This is a genomic window from Stenotrophomonas sp., assembly GCF_032103445.1.
GTDB lineage: Bacteria > Pseudomonadota > Gammaproteobacteria > Xanthomonadales > Xanthomonadaceae > Stenotrophomonas.
Genome location: NZ_DAMDFR010000049.1, coordinates 14,337 through 30,213 on the forward strand (window position 1 = coordinate 14,337; position 15,877 = coordinate 30,213).

General features: G+C 67.0%; 16 protein-coding genes. 5 read left to right on the top strand and 11 right to left on the bottom strand.

The features are described from left to right. Positions 1-21: 21 nt before the first annotated feature. From lgt to RT551_RS15665, 3 genes are read left to right on the top strand one after another with little or no spacing between them, the layout of a single operon-like run. Positions 22-915 (top strand): prolipoprotein diacylglyceryl transferase, encoded by an 894-nt coding sequence (lgt, locus tag RT551_RS15655; protein ID WP_313460376.1) that lies wholly within the window; start codon positions 22-24, stop codon positions 913-915. Then, positions 912-1,706, top strand: coding sequence for a thymidylate synthase (locus tag RT551_RS15660; protein WP_125362091.1), 795 nt, complete (start codon positions 912-914; stop codon positions 1,704-1,706). Before lgt ends, RT551_RS15660 begins: the two co-directional genes overlap by 4 nt. Further along, entirely contained in the window at positions 1,703-2,194 is a 492-nt protein-coding gene (locus RT551_RS15665; protein ID WP_313460379.1) for a dihydrofolate reductase, read from the top strand. The genes RT551_RS15660 and RT551_RS15665 overlap by 4 nt, the downstream gene beginning before the upstream one ends. Before the next feature lie 618 nt (positions 2,195-2,812). On the opposite strand, the gene RT551_RS15670 is transcribed toward RT551_RS15665, so the two are convergent. The 11 genes from RT551_RS15670 to RT551_RS15720 form a co-directional block, all read right to left on the bottom strand. Continuing rightward, positions 2,813-3,103: a hypothetical protein gene (locus RT551_RS15670; protein WP_313460381.1), complete on the bottom strand. Its 291-nt coding sequence runs from the start codon at positions 3,101-3,103 to the stop codon at positions 2,813-2,815. 763 nt (positions 3,104-3,866) lie between these two features. Continuing rightward, positions 3,867-4,484: a DUF1287 domain-containing protein gene (locus tag RT551_RS15675; protein ID WP_313460402.1), complete on the bottom strand. Its 618-nt coding sequence runs from the start codon at positions 4,482-4,484 to the stop codon at positions 3,867-3,869. 99 nt (positions 4,485-4,583) lie between these two features. After that, on the bottom strand, positions 4,584-5,573 hold the full coding sequence (locus RT551_RS15680) for a symmetrical bis(5'-nucleosyl)-tetraphosphatase (RefSeq protein ID WP_313460383.1): 990 nt from the start codon (positions 5,571-5,573) through the stop codon (positions 4,584-4,586). A 13-nt stretch (positions 5,574-5,586) separates the two neighbouring features. Next, on the bottom strand, positions 5,587-5,973 hold the full coding sequence (apaG, locus tag RT551_RS15685; protein WP_313460385.1) for a Co2+/Mg2+ efflux protein ApaG: 387 nt from the start codon (positions 5,971-5,973) through the stop codon (positions 5,587-5,589). 20 nt (positions 5,974-5,993) lie between these two features. Further along, positions 5,994-6,809 carry a 16S rRNA (adenine(1518)-N(6)/adenine(1519)-N(6))-dimethyltransferase RsmA gene (gene rsmA / locus RT551_RS15690; protein WP_313460387.1) on the bottom strand — a complete coding sequence of 272 codons (816 nt, stop codon included), beginning with the start codon at positions 6,807-6,809 and terminating at the stop codon, positions 5,994-5,996. Continuing rightward, the gene (gene pdxA, locus RT551_RS15695; RefSeq protein ID WP_313460389.1) at positions 6,806-7,786 is read right to left on the bottom strand and encodes a 4-hydroxythreonine-4-phosphate dehydrogenase PdxA; all 981 of its coding nucleotides are present in this window, start codon (positions 7,784-7,786) and stop codon (positions 6,806-6,808) included. The genes rsmA and pdxA overlap by 4 nt, the downstream gene beginning before the upstream one ends. A 10-nt stretch (positions 7,787-7,796) precedes the next feature. Beyond that, entirely contained in the window at positions 7,797-9,140 is a 1,344-nt protein-coding gene (locus RT551_RS15700; protein ID WP_313460391.1) for a peptidylprolyl isomerase, read from the bottom strand. Next, the gene (gene lptD, locus RT551_RS15705) at positions 9,137-11,590 is read right to left on the bottom strand and encodes an LPS-assembly protein LptD (protein ID WP_313460393.1); all 2,454 of its coding nucleotides are present in this window, start codon (positions 11,588-11,590) and stop codon (positions 9,137-9,139) included. The genes RT551_RS15700 and lptD overlap by 4 nt, the downstream gene beginning before the upstream one ends. Positions 11,591-11,722: 132 nt before the next feature. Continuing rightward, entirely contained in the window at positions 11,723-12,634 is a 912-nt protein-coding gene (locus RT551_RS15710; protein WP_313460394.1) for a histone deacetylase family protein, read from the bottom strand. A 15-nt stretch (positions 12,635-12,649) separates the two neighbouring features. Next, entirely contained in the window at positions 12,650-13,204 is a 555-nt protein-coding gene (locus RT551_RS15715) for a cob(I)yrinic acid a,c-diamide adenosyltransferase (protein WP_313460396.1), read from the bottom strand. 13 nt (positions 13,205-13,217) lie between these two features. Beyond that, complete coding sequence (locus tag RT551_RS15720) at positions 13,218-13,823, bottom strand: hypothetical protein (protein WP_313460398.1); 606 nt, start codon at positions 13,821-13,823, stop codon at positions 13,218-13,220. Positions 13,824-13,877: 54 nt separating this feature from the next. Between RT551_RS15720 and ubiH the strand changes: the two genes are divergently transcribed. Both ubiH and RT551_RS15730 read left to right on the top strand, forming a co-directional pair. Continuing rightward, the gene (ubiH, locus tag RT551_RS15725) at positions 13,878-15,083 is read left to right on the top strand and encodes a 2-octaprenyl-6-methoxyphenyl hydroxylase (protein ID WP_313460399.1); all 1,206 of its coding nucleotides are present in this window, start codon (positions 13,878-13,880) and stop codon (positions 15,081-15,083) included. Beyond that, positions 15,080-15,877: FAD-dependent oxidoreductase (locus RT551_RS15730; protein ID WP_313460400.1), on the top strand; the 798-nt coding region annotated here is incomplete at its 3' end. The genes ubiH and RT551_RS15730, both read left to right, overlap by 4 nt.

The following is a 15,877-nucleotide window of genomic DNA, read 5'->3' on the forward strand; positions in this document are numbered from 1 at the left end:
CTGACCTGCAAGGCGCTGCCCATGATCTATTTCCACGACATCGACCCCATTGCCATCTCGCTTGGGCCGGTCCAGGTGCACTGGTACGGCATCATGTACCTGCTGGGCTTCATTGCCGCCTGGTGGCTGGGCCGCAAGCGCATTGCCGCTGGCCGCCTGCCCGGGGTGGATGCGAACGGGTTCTCCGACCTGCTGTTCTACGCCATGCTGGGCGTGGTGCTGGGCGGGCGCATCGGCTACATGCTGTTCTACGCACTGGGCGATTTCCTGCATAACCCGCTGCTGCTGTTCAAGGTCTGGGACGGCGGCATGAGCTTCCACGGTGGCCTGCTGGGCGTGCTGTTTGCGTGCTGGTACTGGTCACGCAAGCATCGCCTGCACCTGTTCGATACGCTGGACTTCATGTCGCCACTGGTTCCGCTGGGCCTGGGCTTTGGCCGGCTGGGCAACTTCATCGGGGCCGAGTTGTGGGGCAAGTACACGGATGGCACCTGGGGCGTGATCTTCCCCAGCGGCCTGCCGGCCCCGTTCAACCAGATGGACCTGGCCACGCTGAAGGCGGAGTACGCCACCGGCGCGCTGAACCAGTACGCGCGGCACCCGTCGCAGCTGTATGAAGCGCTGCTGGAAGGGCTGGTGATGTTTGCGGTGCTGTGGGCGGTGTCGGCCAAGCCGCGCCAGCGTTACCTGGTGTCGGGCCTGTTTGCGTTGCTGTATGGCGTGTTCCGTTTCGCGGTGGAGTTCGTGCGCATGCCCGACAACGGCGTGTACCTGGCGTTTGACTGGTTCACCCGCGGGCAGCTGCTGAGCCTGCCGCTGGTGGCATTCGGCCTGGTGCTGCTGGTGCTGTCGCGCCGCGCACCGGTGCTGCAGCCGGTGGCCCCGCCGGCGTCTGCTGAGGGAAGCAAGGCATGAAGGCGTACCTGGATCTGCTGGAGCACGTGCTGGAGCACGGCAGCGAGAAGTCCGACCGCACCGGCACCGGCACGCGCAGCGTGTTCGGCTGGCAGATGCGCTTCAACTTGAATGATGGTTTCCCGCTGGTCACCACCAAGAAACTGCACCTGCGCTCGATCATCCACGAGCTGCTGTGGTTCCTGAAAGGTGACACCAACATCGGCTATCTGAAAGACAACCAGGTGCGCATCTGGGACGAGTGGGCTGATGAGAACGGCGACCTCGGCCCGGTGTATGGCAAGCAGTGGCGCAGCTGGGCCACGGCCGACGGCGGCAGCATCGACCAGATGCAGTGGCTGGTGGAGGAGATCAAGCGCAACCCGGATTCGCGCCGGCTGGTGGTGAGCGCGTGGAACGTGGGCGAGCTGTCGCAGATGGCGTTGATGCCGTGCCACAACCTGTTCCAGTTCTACGTGGTGGACGGCAAGCTGAGCTGCCAGCTGTACCAGCGCAGCGGCGACATTTTCCTGGGCGTGCCGTTCAACATCGCCAGCTACGCGCTGCTGACCCACATGGTGGCGCAGGCCACCGGGCTGGGCGTGGGCGACTTCGTGCACACGCTGGGCGATGCGCACCTGTATTCGAACCACTACGAGCAGGCACGCGAGCAGCTGGGTCGCGAACCGCGCGCGCTGCCGAAGCTGTGGTTGAACCCGGAAGTGAAAGACCTGTTCGGCTTCCAGTTCGACGACATCCGCATTGATGGCTACGACCCGCACCCGGCGATCAAGGCACCGGTGGCGGTGTGAAGCTGTCGATGATCGTGGCGCTGGATCGCCAGCGTGGCATCGGCCGTGACAACGACCTGCCGTGGCGTTTGCCGGACGACCTGCAGCACTTCAAGGCACTGACGCTGGGCAAGCCGGTGCTGATGGGGCGCAGGACCGCGTTGTCGCTGGGCCGGGCGCTGCCTGGGCGGACCAACCTGGTGCTGACCCGCAGCGGGCAGGTGCCGTTTGCCGGCATGCGTGCGGTGGCGTCTTTGCAGGAAGCGCAGGCGATTGCGGAAGGCGAGGGCGCGACCGAGTTGTGCGTGATCGGCGGCGGCGAGATCTTCGCGCAGCTGCTGGATCAGGCCGATGCACTGCACCTGACCTGGGTGGACGCGGAGGTGCACGCCGATGTGCATTTCCCCGAGATTGATCCGGCGCAGTGGACCGAAGTCTCGCGCACGCACCACTCCGCCGACGCGCGCCATGAGTATGCGTTCGACTTCGTGGACTACGTGCGCGCGTGATTCCGTACGGCCGGGCATGCCCGGCTGCTCTTTCTCGGCTGCTCTTGCCTGGTTGCTTCTGCTTTGGTGGGATCGGTCGAAAGACGATCCCACGGAATACGTCCTCGACCGGTAACGACTGGAAATCATCGGCACCGGGGGCACCTGGGGCACCGGGCTGCGCCCGGTGCCTTCATGCATTGTGGCGAACAGCCCTCGGTTCACGACATCCCTGGTCAGGCGGGTCGGGGTGGGCGTTCCGGGGGACGCTGCAAGTACGTCCATGTAAGCTCGGTCGCCGCATCCATGCGGCTCACGCCCCCTCCAACCCACCCCGACCCACCTTCGACAGGTGATCGGTGGCCATGGGAAATCAAATGCATTTCCTCCGGACGCGCTATCGCTGACACGCATGGCGTGTCACTACGGCACCACGCGTGCTGCGATTATGAAATGCCGAATTGCCGAATTGCCGAATTGCCGAATTGCCGAAACGCCGAAACGCCGAAATACCGGTATCCCGGTATCCCGCTTTGGTAGGGTCGGCCGATAGGCGACCGCACTGAAATCCCCAACGCCCGGTAACGACATGCAACGACCAACGGCAACGCCGGCCAACGGCCGGCGCTACCAAACTTCTCACTCGCCGCGCGTGTGGCTCACATGCCCGATGCAACGCTTCTGCTCTTCCGTGGCCTCATCAATCGTCAGCAGAATCGCGCGAGGCCCATCAGTGATGAAGTACTCCGCACCCACATCACCGCCCGACTTGCACATCCACATCCCTTTGAGTTTCGTGCAGGGGATCAACGGATCTTCAGGGTGTTGTTCGTCACGCAGATGGGTGAGCGCTTCTACGCGAACACGGCGCGGTTTGCGGCAGTGGTAGACGATGCGGGGGCGGGTGGGGGCTTTGTTGTTGGATGTCATACGTAGGCTCCAAAGTGCACCTCCCCCGCCAGGATGGCGGGGGAGCCGGGAGGTTGAAAGCCGGTACGAAACAAACCATTTAGTTTTCCGGTGTAGCGTATTTCCACGAGGGTGTTGTATTCCGCCACCCTCCCGGCGCTTGGTGCATCTGGTTTGCTTCGTAGAGCTTTCAAACTCTGGTGCCCACCATGAGGACAAACGCACGATAGCGGAATTCGATTTTCTGTATCGCGCGGATTGAAGTGACGTGTTCGACCAAGCGAAACGACGCATTGGGCACGGAGTGGGTGGAATCCGTTGCGGGGCAAGGGATTCAAGAGTGTGATGTGCGTCGCGGTTTGTGTGAAGTGTGTTTTTCAGGACGATGCAGTGATCGTTCGTGATTCGTCGTTTTTGACATGCGGTGCGCGTGCTGAGGGTGTGCGCGGTTTCGATGGGGGCATGTCGTTACCGGATGTGGGGAGTGTGCGTGCGGTCGTCTTGCGACCGACCCTACCGGTCCCACGTCACGTCTGATGTAGTGACACGCCATGCGTGTCAGCGATAGCGCATCCGAAGGCAATGCACTTGATTCCCATGGCCACTCCGCCCCGCCGAACCAGGAACACCGTGAACCGAGGGTTGTTCGCCAGAATGCATGAAGGCACCGGGCGTAGCCCGGTGCGGTCGGTGTCGATCGTTTCCAGTCGTTACCGGTCAGGGATGTGTTCCGTGCGATCGTCTTTCGACCGATCCCACCAAAGCAAAAGCAGCCACGCAGCGATCAAGCGCCCAAGCTTGGCCGGTAATGGCCGATGATGGTGTGCGCGAACAGCAGGTTCTCTTCGCGGGTGCCGCGTGCGATGTTGTGCAGAATCAGCGGTGTGCCGTCTGAAGCCCGACGGTCGGAGACGATGCCCACGTGTAGCAGGCCGCTGCCGCTCAGCCTCCATGCCACGATGTCGCCGGCAGCGAAGTCGCTGGCCTTCACCGAGGTTGATTGCTCCCAGCCCTGGCGCTCGAACCAGCGCATCAGGTTCGGCACACGGCGGTGGTCGATGTTGCGGTCCGGGCGGGTCAGGCCCCACAGCGCCGGATAGCTGCTGAAATCCGCGCGCATGTCTTCATGGATGCGTGCCTGCAGGTCCAGGCCCTGTTCGCGCAATGCACGCACGATCACGTCGGTGCATACGCCGCGATCCTCAGGTACATCGCCGCCGGGGTAGTCCAGCACCATGTAGGCAGGGTCGTACAGTACCGTTCGGCCGATCTGGGCGCGGGCCGCTGCCACCAGTGGTGGTGAGGCCGCCGGTGGCGCGGTTGTGACTGCGGGCAGGGCGTCGGCCGACGCATCTGCCGCTTCCGGTGCAGGGACGCGCTGACAGCCCCCCACCAGCACCATCCAGATGCCCAACGCCAGTGCAACGTCCCTATTGCCCATCTGAATCTCCCGATAAACCAACAGCAGCCGGGCAAGCCCGGCTCTACAGAGCGTGCGCAATCAGGCCGGCGTGCCGCCGTCGTTGCCGCCGGGTTCGCGCGGCGCGCGTTGTTGTTCGCGACGCGGTCCCCGGCGGCGCGATCCGCGCGGACGACCTTGTGGCTGCGCGTTGCCGCCACCACCGCCTTCGCGGCGTGGTTGTGGCGGACGCGGCGGTGCTTCCGGCTTCGGTACGTCGCGGCCCGGTACCTGCACCACCCGCAGTTCGTCCGTATCCAACTGCAGCGCGGTCAGCTTGCCGCCCCACACCGCGCCCGTATCAATGGCGTGCACGCCCTGGGTGATGGTCAGGCCCAGCGCCGACCAATGGCCGCACACGACCTTCAGGTCGCGCTCGACCCGGCCCGGCACCTCGAACCAGGGGTATAAACCCTGTTCCTGGGTGCCCGGCGTGCCCTTGTCTTCAATGCCGATCCGCCCGCGCGGCGTGCAGTAACGCATGCGCGTGAGGATGTTGATGATCGCCCGCGAACGGTCGTAGCCGGTCAGGCCCGGTGACCAGATCGGCTTGTCGCCGTACATGTTGCGGAACAGCTTGCGGTAGCCATTGCCGTGCAGCTGCGCTTCCACTTCGCGCGCATGCTTCTCGGCCAGCTGCGTGGTCCACTTCGGGGCCAGCCCCGCGTGCACCATCATCCAGCCCAGCTCACGATCCACGTGCACCAGCTTCTGCAGGCGCAGCCAGTCCAGCAGCACGTCGCGGTCCTCGGCCTGCACCACCCGCAGCAGGTCCGGGTTGACCTTGCGCTGCTCTTCTTCGGTGCGTGCACCCACCGCGAGCAGCGACAGGTCATGGTTGCCCAGCACCACCACGCTGCTTTCGCGCAGCGAATGCACCAGCCGAAGCGTTTCCAGCGACTGCCCGCCACGGTTCACCAGATCGCCGCAGAACCACAGTTTGTCTACCGCCGGGTCGAAGCGGATCTTCTCCAGCAACCGCTGGGTGACCTCATAGCAGCCCTGCAGGTCGCCGATGGCCCAGACACTCATGCGTGCGCCTCCGTCAGTGCAGTGTGCGTGGAATGGCCAGAACGAACGGCTCGATCGTGGCCGCGAACTCGGTGCCATCGTCGGCCACCATGTCGTAATGGCCCTGCATCGTGCCGTGCTCGGTTTCCAGCATGACACCGGAGGTGTAACGGAACTCTTCACCCGGGCGCAGGCGCGGCTGTTCGCCCACCACGCCTTCGCCGTCCACGTGCTCCACCCGGCCGTTGCCGTCGGTGATGCGCCAGTGGCGCGCGACCAGACGCGCGGGGACCTGGCCTTCGTTGTGGATGCGGATGCTGTAGGCGAACGCGAAGCGCCCGTCCTCCGGCGTGGACTGGTCATCGAGAAAGCGGGGGGCCACCTCCACGGAGATGGCATGTTTTTTTGCTGCGTCAGTCATACGGGCAGTGTAGAGGTGTTTCAGGCTTCCGCGCGCGGCACGTTGGCCAGGGCGATGAATTGCGCCACTTCCAGTTGCTCGGCACGGGCATCGCTGCGCACGCCGGCGGCTTCAAACTGCTCGGGCGTGACCACGCCATTGAGCGCGTTGCGCAGTGTCTTGCGGCGCTGGCCAAAGGCGGATCTGACCACTTCGGCGAAGCGCTTGCGGTCAATGATGCCCACCGTGGCCGGGTCGCGCGGCACCAGCCGCACCACCGCCGAGTCCACCTTCGGCGGCGGCCGAAACGCACCCGGCGGCACCACGAACAGCGAACTCACCTTGCACCACGCCTGCAGCATCACGCTGAGGCGGCCATAGACCTTGCTGCCAGGATCGGCGGCCATGCGGTCCACCACTTCCTTCTGCAGCATGAAGTGCATGTCGCGGATCACCGCCGCATGCTCCATGGCATGGAACAGGATCGGCGAGGAGATGTTGTAGGGCAGGTTGCCGACCAGGCGGATCTGGCCACCGGCGGCCAGCTCGGTGAAGTCCACCTGCAGCACGTCGCGGTGCACGATGGTCAGTTCGCCCAGCGGTTCGGCGGCGGCGGTCAGCGGCGCGATCAGGTCGCGGTCGAACTCGATCACGGTCAGACGCGGGTGCCTGCGCAGCAGCGGCAGGGTGATCGCACCCTGGCCCGGGCCGATCTCGACCAGGCGGTCGTCGTCCTTCGGGTTGACCGCCAGCACGATCTTGTCGATATAGCTGCGGTCGGCCAGGAAGTGCTGGCCCAGCTGCTTTTTGGCCGGGGCGGTGAAGCCCGGGGCCGAGGGGGAATGCGAAGAAGTCATGCGCTCATTTTACGTTGAGCGGCCAGCCGGGCGCACAGCGCGGTGGCGGCCAGCAGGCTGGAAGGGTCGGCGAGGCCGCGCCCGGCCAGGTCCAGGGCGGTGCCGTGGTCCACGGCCACGCGGGGGTAGGGCAGGCCCAGGGTGATGTTCACGGCCTGTTCGAAGCCGCTGTACTTGAGCACCGGCAGGCCCTGGTCGTGGTACATCGCCAGCACGGTGTCAAAACCGGCCAGTTTCTGCGGCAGGAAGGCGGTATCGGCCGGCAGCGGGCCGACCAGATCCATGCCCTCGGCGCGCAGCCGCTGCATGAGCGGAATGATGATGTCCAGTTCCTCGCGGCCCAGGTGCCCGTCCTCGCCGGCGTGCGGGTTCAGCCCCAGCACCGCGATGCGCGGGGCGGCCAAGCCGAAATCGCGGCGCAGCGCGGCGTGCACGGTGTGCAGGGTGGTGGCCAGCGTGTCGGCGTTGATGGCGTCGGCCACGTCCCGCAACGGCAGGTGGGTGGTGGCCAGGGCCACCCGCACGATGTCGTTGGCCAGCATCATCACCACCTTGACCCCGGCCTGGTCGGCCAGCAGTTCGGTGGTGCCGCTGTAGGCAATGCCGCCCTGGTTGATCACCGCCTTGTGCACCGGGCCGGTGACCACGCCGTCCAGCGTCCCGTCCAGACAGGCCTGACCGGCCTGGTGCAGGGCACCGATGACCGCTGCGGCATTGGCAGGATCGGTATGGCCGAAGCGGGAACGGGTGGCGTTGGGTACGGCCCGCAAACGCAGATCGCCCGGCTGGCGGGCGATGGCGTGTTCAGGCAGCAACTGCAGGGGCAGATCCAGCGCGGTAGCGGCGGCCTGCAGGGTGTCGGGGTCGGCGAAGGCCAGCAACTGGCAGTCGCGACGCGGCTGTTGGATCAGCCGCAGGCAGAGCTCAGGACCGATGCCGGCCGGCTCGCCCGGTACCAGCGCGAGCTGCGGCAGCATCGGCGTGCCCTCAGGACTGCGGCGGGGTCGCCGCCGCAGCGGCGTCGCCCTGGCGCAGGTCGACGTAGGCTTCGCCACGCAGTTCCTGCAGGAAGCGGTTGTACTCTTCTTCCAGCTTGCGGCGGCCGATGGTTTCGCGGATCTGGGCGCGCTTGTTGTCGGCGCTGGCGTCGGTCTGGCGGGTTTCCACGCGCTGCACGATGTGCCAGCCAGCGTCGGTGCGGAACGGCTGGCTGACGCCGCCGTCGCTGACGCCGGTGATCTGCTTGCCAAAGTCCGGGCCGAAGGCATCGGCCGGGAACCAGCCGAGATCGCCGCCCTGGCCCTTGCTGTTGCTGTCTTCGCTGGACTCACGGGCCACGGCCTGGAAGTCCGCGCCGCCGGCAATGCGGGCGCGCAGGGTGTCGATCTTGGCCTTGGCGGCAGCGCTGTCCTGCTGGTCGGTGACCCGGATCAGGATATGGCGGCCGTGGTACTCGGTGATGGTCTGGCCACCGCCGGCACTGGCGTTGGCGTCGCGCACTTCCACCAGCTTCAGCAACTGGAAGCCGCTCGGGCCACGCAGCGGGCCGACCACGTCGCCGGCCTTCATCTGGGTCATCATCTGCGCGAACGCATTCGGAATTTCATCCAGGGTGCGCCAGCCGAGGTCGCCGCCTTCCAGCGCGTTCGGGCTGTCGGAATAGCGCACGGCGGCGGCGTTGAAGTCCAGCTCGCCCTTGTCCAGCAGGGCTTTGACGCCGTCGGCCTTCTTCTGGCCGGTGGCGATCTGGTCGGCACTGGCCGCTTCGGGCAGGGCGATCAGGATGTGCGCCAGGTGGTACTGGGTGCCGGTGGTGGCTTCCTGCTTCAGCGCGGCGTCCACTTCGCCCTCGCTGACGCTGATGCGGCTCTGCGCGAAGCTCTGGCGCAGACGCTGCACGGTGATTTCGTCGCGGACCGAGGCGCGGAAGTCATTGAAATCCACGCCGTCACCGGCCAGACGCTGGCGCAGTGCATCCACGCTGGTGCCGTTCTGCTGGGCAATCGCGCTGATGGCCTGGTTCAGTTCCTGGTCGCCGACCTTGATGCCGCTGCTTTCAGCGCGGGCCACCTGCAGCTTGACCAGCACCAGACGCTCCAGCACCTGGCGGCGCAGCACGTCGTCCGGCGGCAGCTGGTTCTCACGCCCGGCGTACTGGGACTTGATGTTGGCGACGGCGCGGTCCAGCTCGCTCTGCAGCACCACGTCTTCATCAACGATGGCGGCAATCCGGTCCAGCGACTGGGTCTGCTGGGCCAGCACCTGCAACGGGGCGCTGACCGTGGTGACTGCCATCAGCGAAGCGAGAAGAACGGGAAGGGTCTTGGTCATGGGATCTGGTTCGGATCGTAGTCGTCGCGGGCTGCACCGGTGTTGCTGGGCGGCACGAGATAGAGGTCGTCGCGGTAATAGCCGAGAATAGCACGGCGCAAGGTGCGGTCCGTGTTCTGGCCGATGGAGCTCAGGCCCTTCAGCACGAACTCGATCTGGAACGAGTTGTTCATCTCGCCCTCACGATTGCGCACGTAGCGGCGGGCCAGGGCGCGCACCGCCAGGCAGCAGCTGTCCCACTGCACGCCACCGATGATTTCCAGCGGTTCCTTGTCCTGGATCGAGTAGTAGTAGCGGCCGACCAGGCTCCAGCGCTCGTTGATCGGGTACAGGAACGACAGATCGGCCTGTTCAAGCAGGGTGCGGTCGGCCTTGGACGCATCGGCCGAGGCACCCGGGGCAACGCGGTAACGGTAGGTCAGGTTGACGATACCGTCGTTGGACATCAGGTAGCGCGCACGCACGCTGGCCAGATCCTCACGCTTCAGCTTGGGGTCCCACTGATAGGTGGCGCCCAGGTTCCAGCGGTCATTGATGGCGTAGTTGGCGTCGGCGATCCAGGCCGACTTGCCCTGTTCCACCAGGACGGACTGGTTCGGCAGGGTCACCCGCGAGTCGTCGAAGTACAGGATCTGGCCGATGCTGCCGGAGAAGCGCTCGCGGCCGGTGTTCTGGTCGATGAAGCGGGTGCTCAACGCCATGGTCAGCTGGTTGGCGTCGTTCTGGCGGTCCGCGCCGGTGTAGCGCGAGTCGCGGAACAGCTGCCCCCAGCTGAAAGTAAAGTCACGGGTGTCGAAGATCGGCAGGTCGCTCTGGTCGCGGTACGGCGTGCGCAGGTAGAACAGGCGCGGCTCCAGCGTGTGCAGGAACGACTTGCCGCGGATCTCTGTCTCGCGGTCGAAGAACATGCCGGCGTCGAGGCTGACGATCGGCATGCTGCGGTGGGGCGAGGTGTCACCCAGCAGCTGCTCGGGCGTGGCGGTGGCCGGGTCGATGCCGGCGTCGATCAAGGCCTGACGCCGGGTCTGCTGGGCCAGCCCGCGGTCCAGCTCGTAGCCGGTGTAGCGGTAGGCCAGGGTCGGGGTGACGTACCAGGCCGCGCCGGCGAAGGGCATGGACACGTAAGGCTTGACGTCCAGGCGCGAGCCGTTGAAGTACGGCACGACCGTGCCGTTGCGCTCATAGTCGCGTTCTTCGCCGTACTTCAGATCGACATCGTCATGGGTGAAGCGCACCGCTTCGGCGTACACGCCGGTCTCCAGCCACGACAGCACCGGCTTGTCCCAGGTGAAGAAAGCACGTGGCTGCCGCGCGTAGGGCAGCGATTGCTCGGTCAGGGTGTAATCCGTCAGCTGCCAGCGATCGGCCATCAGGCCGGCGGTCCAGTTTTCGCCGGTGCCGTAGATGCCGATCTGGCTCTGCAGGGTGGAGGTGGTGATGCCGATCAGCTTGCTGGAGAAGTCCTCCATGTAGCGCTCGTCGCTCACCCACGCCAGATTGGCGCGCGCCTGCCAGTGCGTGTTGATGTTGTGGTAACCCTCGTACTGCACCTGCCCGCGGTCCTTGTCGCGCAGCTTGTCATTGGGCAGGTAGGCGGTCTGCAGTTCGCCGCGGCCGCCGTCATAGAGGTACCGGAACTCGTTGTCCAGCATGAAACCGCGCTTGCTCATGTAGCGCGGGGTCAGGGTGTCGTCGTAGTTCGGAGCCAGGTTGAAGTAGATCGGCTGGGCGTAATCGAAGCCGTTGCGCCCGGACAGTCCGATTTCCGGATAAAGAAGACCGGTCTGGCGGCGGTCGTCGATCGGGAACTTGAAGTACGGGGCCCACAGCACCGGCACCTTGCCGATGCGCAGCACGGCGTTGCGGGCGGTGCCGAAGCCTTCGTCGTTGTCCACTTCAATCTGCGGCGCGGACAGCTTCCAGATCGGCTGCGAGGGATCGCAGGTGGTGTAGGTGGAGCGGTGCATCTGGCCGACCGCACCCTGCAGGTCAACCGATTCGGCACCGCCGTGACCGCGACGATCAACCAGCTGGTACTGGATGTCGCTGATCTTGTGGGTGTCCGATTCCTGGTTGCCCTCGGCGCGCTGGGCGACCATGCGGAACGAGGAATCCTGGTAACGCACATTGCCTTCGGCGATGTAGTTGCCGCTTTCCGTATCGAAGCTCAGGTGGTCGGTGCCCAGGAACTGGTCGCCACGCTTGAGGGTGACGTTGCCCTGGTACTGCGGCACGGTGGCCGTACCGAACAGCTGGTTGCCTTCGATGTCGGTGGGCTGCTGGTCACGCGTGGCCGCCGCTTCCTTGTCGGCTTTGGGGGCCTCTTCGAAGACGGGCAGGACATCGGCGACCGGGCACAGGCCCCAGTTCAATGGCTTCTCATCGGCCATGGCAGGCAGGCAGATGGCGATGCTCAGGGGGAGGGGCAGCAGGCGGAGGGCTCGGCGCACGCGGGCTTCGGATTCGGGAGAAAACGGAGGGTAGCTTGCCCCATCGCTTGCATAGGGGCAATGAAGGGAGTTCTCGAGGAAGGGTTCAGGTTCAGAAGAAGTCCGTAGCGCCGGGCTCTGCCCGGCAACCCATCACGACATCGCGCCCACATGCGCGACCGAGCATTCGGCCAGCGCCTGCAGGTCGTAACCGCCCTCCAGCATCGACACCACCCGCCCGGCTGCATGCCGCCGCGCCAGCGCATGCAGCTCGCTGGTGATCCAGGCGAAGTCGTCGGTTTCCAGCATCAGGTCGGCCTGCGGGTCGCGCAGGTGCGCATCGAAGCCGGCCGAGATCAGCACCAGCTGGGGGCGGAAGTCATCGATGGCTGGCAGCATCTCATCGGCCCACACATTGCGGAACCGGAACCCTCCGCTGCCCGGCGGCAGCAGGATGTTGAGCAGATTTCCCGCACCGCGGTCGCGACGCAGGCCGGAGTTCGGGAACAGCCCGGCCTGGTGCGTGCTGTAGTACGCCACGCGCGGGTCGGCGATGAAAATGTCCTGGGTGCCGTTGCCGTGGTGGACGTCGAAATCCACCACCGCAATGCGCTCCAGCCCGTGCCGGTCGCGCGCGTGGGCGGCGGCAATGGCAATGTTGTTGAACAGACAGAAGCCCATCGCGGTACTGGCGGTGGCATGGTGGCCGGGCGGGCGCACCGCGCAGAAGGCCACCGGGTCGTCGCCGAGCATCACCGCATCCACCGCGGCCACGCCGGCACCGGCCGCGTGCACGGCGGCGGCGGCCGAGCCGGGCGAGGTCATGGTGTCCATGTCGATCAGCCGCAGCGGCTCGGTCTGCGGTTGCAGCACCAGATCGATCAGTTCGCTGTCGTGCACCCGCGCCAGATCACCGCGCTTGGCCGCCGGTGCCTCCCGCCAGTCGAGCCGACCCGGGAAGGCTGCGTGCAGGGCGTCAAGCACGACCTGCAGGCGTTGCGGAGACTCGGGGTGGCCGGGGCCGGGGTCGTGCTGCAGACAGGCGGGGTGGCTAAAGACCAGCATGCGGCTCCGTTTCCGTTAACCGTGGCGGCGGCTGTGCTGCCAGAGGACCTCGCCCTGGCCGTCGACGCGGGCCAGTACCCGGGCCAGCACGAACAACAGGTCCGAAAGGCGGTTGAGATACTGCAGTGCTTCGCTGCGCACCGGCTCCAGGCGGGCCAGGCTGACCGTCTCGCGCTCGGCGCGGCGCACGATGGTGCGGGCCAGATGGCAGCGGGCGGCACCTTCGCCCCCGGCCGGCAGGATGAATTCCTGCAGCGCCGGCAGGGTGTCGTTGTAGTGGTCCAGCTGCTGTTCCAGCGCGGTCACATCGGCCTGCTGGATGGCGGCATGGCCGGGAATGCAGAGCTCCCCGCCCAGATCGAACAGCTGATGCTGGATGCGGGTCAGGAGCGCGCGGATGTCGTCGGGCAAGGCCACGGCCAGCAGCACGCCCAGCGCCGAGTTGGCCTCGTCCACAGTGCCGAACGCCTGCACCCGCGCGTCGTCCTTGGCGACGCGGCTGCCATCACCCAGCCCGGTGCTGCCGTCGTCGCCGGTGCGGGTATAGATGCGTGAAAGCCGGTTGCCCACGAGTACAGACGTCTCAGCGCAGCACGTCGCGGCGGGCCTGCAGCAGCTTGCCGACCTGTTCGGTGGCCAACTGCAGCGCGGCCGCCAGGCCGACATAGGTCGCGGTGGTGCGCAGGTACGGCAGGAACCACTGGGCATAGTTCTGCGCCCAGCCGGACAGGGTGGGGTCGGCCACCACGTCGCTGGTCCAGTAGAACCCGCCCTGGGCGAACAGGTGGCATACCGCAACCGCCGCCAGCAGCAGGGCGATGCCCTTGCCCAGCACGGCCCAGGTGGCGCTGCGGTAGCCCTGGCGCAGCAGCGCGCCGCCGGCCCACATCGCAAAGTAGGCGGGAACCAGCAGCGCGGTGCCCGGGGACACGCAGTAGTGCTGCCAGTAGCCGATGCCGCTGGCACGGATCACCAGCACGTCGATCACCAGCGCCAGCACCATCAGCAGCGGGAAGGCCCAGCGCGTCCAGGCGCGCAGGTGGAAGCCGGCGATGAAGAACACCGCCCAGGAGGCATCCGGGATCGCCGCGAAGTGATTCACGCGGGTGGCGATCATCAGCAGGGCCAGCACCGCAAGAATGAACGCGCGGGGGGCAATGGACGGCGGGGATGCGGGCTGGGTGGTCATGGCATTCATTCTAGCGCCTGCCGCGCGCCGCGGGCTGGCTCTATCATGGTGGGCATGAGTGAACATCATGATGTAGTGATCGTCGGCGGCGGCCTGGTCGGGGCCAGCCTGGCCATTGCCCTGGACCGCGCCGGGCGCAGCGTGGGGCTGGTCGAGGCCACGCCGGCCGGCAGCCTGCCGCCGGTGTTCGACCAGCGCAACCTCAGTTTTGCCGCCGCCACCGTCAATGCGCTGACCGCGCTGGGGGTGATGCCGCTGCTGGGCAGCGCGGTGGGCCCGATCACCCGCATCCATGTCAGCCGCGCCGGCGACTTCGGCCGCGTGCAGATGAACGCCGCCGACTACCAGCGGCCGTGGTTTGGCCAGGTGGTGGTGGCGCGCGACTTCGGCCAGGCGCTGGAAACCCGCCTCGGCCAGCTGCAGCACCTGACCCGCTACCGTCCGGCGCGCTTCGTGCGGCTGGGCGAAGTGGTGGATGGCCATCGCGCGGTGGTGGTAGCCGATGACAGCGGCGAACGCACCCTGTGGGCGAGGCTGGTAGTCGGGGCCGACGGCACCCGCAGCGGCGTGCGCGAGGGGCTGGGCATCGGCGTGGACGAGCACGATTTCGGCCAGACCCTGTTTGTGGCAAGGCTGCGCGCGGCGCGGGCGCCCGACGGCACCGCCTACGAGCGCTTTACCGACACCGGCCCGACTGCGCTGCTGCCGCGTGGCGACCGCCATTTCGGCGTGGTGCACGGGGTGGCGCGCGACCAGGCCGAGGCGGTGATGGCCCTGGACGAGACCGCCTGGCTGCAGCGCCTGCAGAACGCCATTGGCTGGCGCGCCGGACGGCTGCTGGAAAGTGGCCCGCGCAGCGCCTACCCGTTGATCCAGGTGCTGGCGCGCGCGCTGGTCGGCGAGCGCACGGTGCTGCTGGGCAATGCCGCGCAGACCATCCATCCGCTGGGCGCACAGGGCTTCAACCTGGGCCTGCGCGATGCATTGACCCTGGCCGAACTGCTGCCCGAGGCCGATGACCCGGGCAGCGATGCCCTGCTGCAGCAGTACGTGGCACGCCGTGAGGAAGACCGCCGCCAGACCATCGCCTTCTCGGGCGGGCTGGCGCGGGTGACCAGCAACCCGGCCCCGCTGCTGCGCCCGCTGCGCAGCCTGGGCCTGCTGGCCGCGCAGGCCAGCGACGTGCAGTCGATGCTGGTGGGCGGAGCCATGGGCTTCCGCGGCGACGTGCCGGCGCTGTGCCGGGGGGCAACCCCATGAATCGGCGCATGCGCGATGTGATTGTGGTTGGCGGCGGCGTGGTGGGGGCGGCCTGCGCGCTGGCCCTGGCCGACGCCGGCCTGGACGTCACCCTGGTTGAAGGTCGTGAGCCGGCCCATTGGCAGGCTGCGGAGCCAGACCTGCGCGTGTATGCCTTCGCCCCTGACAACGCCCAGCTGTTGCAGGCGCTGGGGGTCTGGCCGGCGGTCCTGTCCGCGCGGGCCTGTGCCTACCGGCGCATGCGGGTGTGGGATGCTGCCGGCGGCGAGGAGCTGTGCTTCGACGCCGACCGCCTGGGTCGGGAACAGCTGGGCTGGATCGTCGAGAACGACCTGCTGGTTGACCGCCTGTGGGCGGCGCTGCCCGCGGCGGGGGTGCAGCTGTGCTGTCCGGCCCGGGTGGAAGCCCTGGAGCAGGATGCCGACGGCGTGCGCCTGCGCCTGGAGGACGGCCGTCGCCTGGAGGCGCGGCTGGCGGTGGCAGCGGACGGGGCCGAATCCACCCTGCGCCAGCTGGCAGGTCTGCAGGTAACCCGCCAGGACTACGGCCAGCGCGGCGTGGTTGCCTACATCGAGACCGAACACGATAACGAAGCCACGGCCTGGCAGCGCTTCCTGACCACCGGGCCGCTGGCGGTGCTGCCGGCCGGCGCGCGGCGCAGTTCGATTGTGTGGACGCTGCCGGATGCGGAAGCCGAGCGCGTGCTGGCGCTGGATGACGCCGCGTTCGGGAGTGAGCTGACCCGCGCGTTTGGCGCGCGTCTGGGGGCGATGACGCTGGCCAGTCGTCGCGCC

Excerpts from the sequence above, each read along its gene's own strand:
- lgt (WP_313460376.1), top strand. The coding sequence starts at position 22 with ATGATCTATTTCCACGACATCGACCCCATTGCCATCTCGCTTGGGCCG.
- RT551_RS15660 (WP_125362091.1), top strand. The coding sequence starts at position 912 with ATGAAGGCGTACCTGGATCTGCTGGAGCACGTGCTGGAGCACGGCAGC.
- RT551_RS15670 (WP_313460381.1), bottom strand. The coding sequence starts at position 3,103 with ATGACATCCAACAACAAAGCCCCCACCCGCCCCCGCATCGTCTACCAC.
- RT551_RS15675 (WP_313460402.1), bottom strand. The coding sequence starts at position 4,484 with ATGGTGCTGGTGGGGGGCTGTCAGCGCGTCCCTGCACCGGAAGCGGCA.
- RT551_RS15680 (WP_313460383.1), bottom strand. The coding sequence starts at position 5,573 with ATGAGTGTCTGGGCCATCGGCGACCTGCAGGGCTGCTATGAGGTCACC.
- apaG (WP_313460385.1), bottom strand. The coding sequence starts at position 5,973 with ATGACTGACGCAGCAAAAAAACATGCCATCTCCGTGGAGGTGGCCCCC.
- rsmA (WP_313460387.1), bottom strand. The coding sequence starts at position 6,809 with ATGACTTCTTCGCATTCCCCCTCGGCCCCGGGCTTCACCGCCCCGGCC.
- pdxA (WP_313460389.1), bottom strand. The coding sequence starts at position 7,786 with ATGCTGCCGCAGCTCGCGCTGGTACCGGGCGAGCCGGCCGGCATCGGT.
- RT551_RS15700 (WP_313460391.1), bottom strand. The coding sequence starts at position 9,140 with ATGACCAAGACCCTTCCCGTTCTTCTCGCTTCGCTGATGGCAGTCACC.
- RT551_RS15710 (WP_313460394.1), bottom strand. The coding sequence starts at position 12,634 with ATGCTGGTCTTTAGCCACCCCGCCTGTCTGCAGCACGACCCCGGCCCC.
- RT551_RS15720 (WP_313460398.1), bottom strand. The coding sequence starts at position 13,823 with ATGACCACCCAGCCCGCATCCCCGCCGTCCATTGCCCCCCGCGCGTTC.
- ubiH (WP_313460399.1), top strand. The coding sequence starts at position 13,878 with ATGAGTGAACATCATGATGTAGTGATCGTCGGCGGCGGCCTGGTCGGG.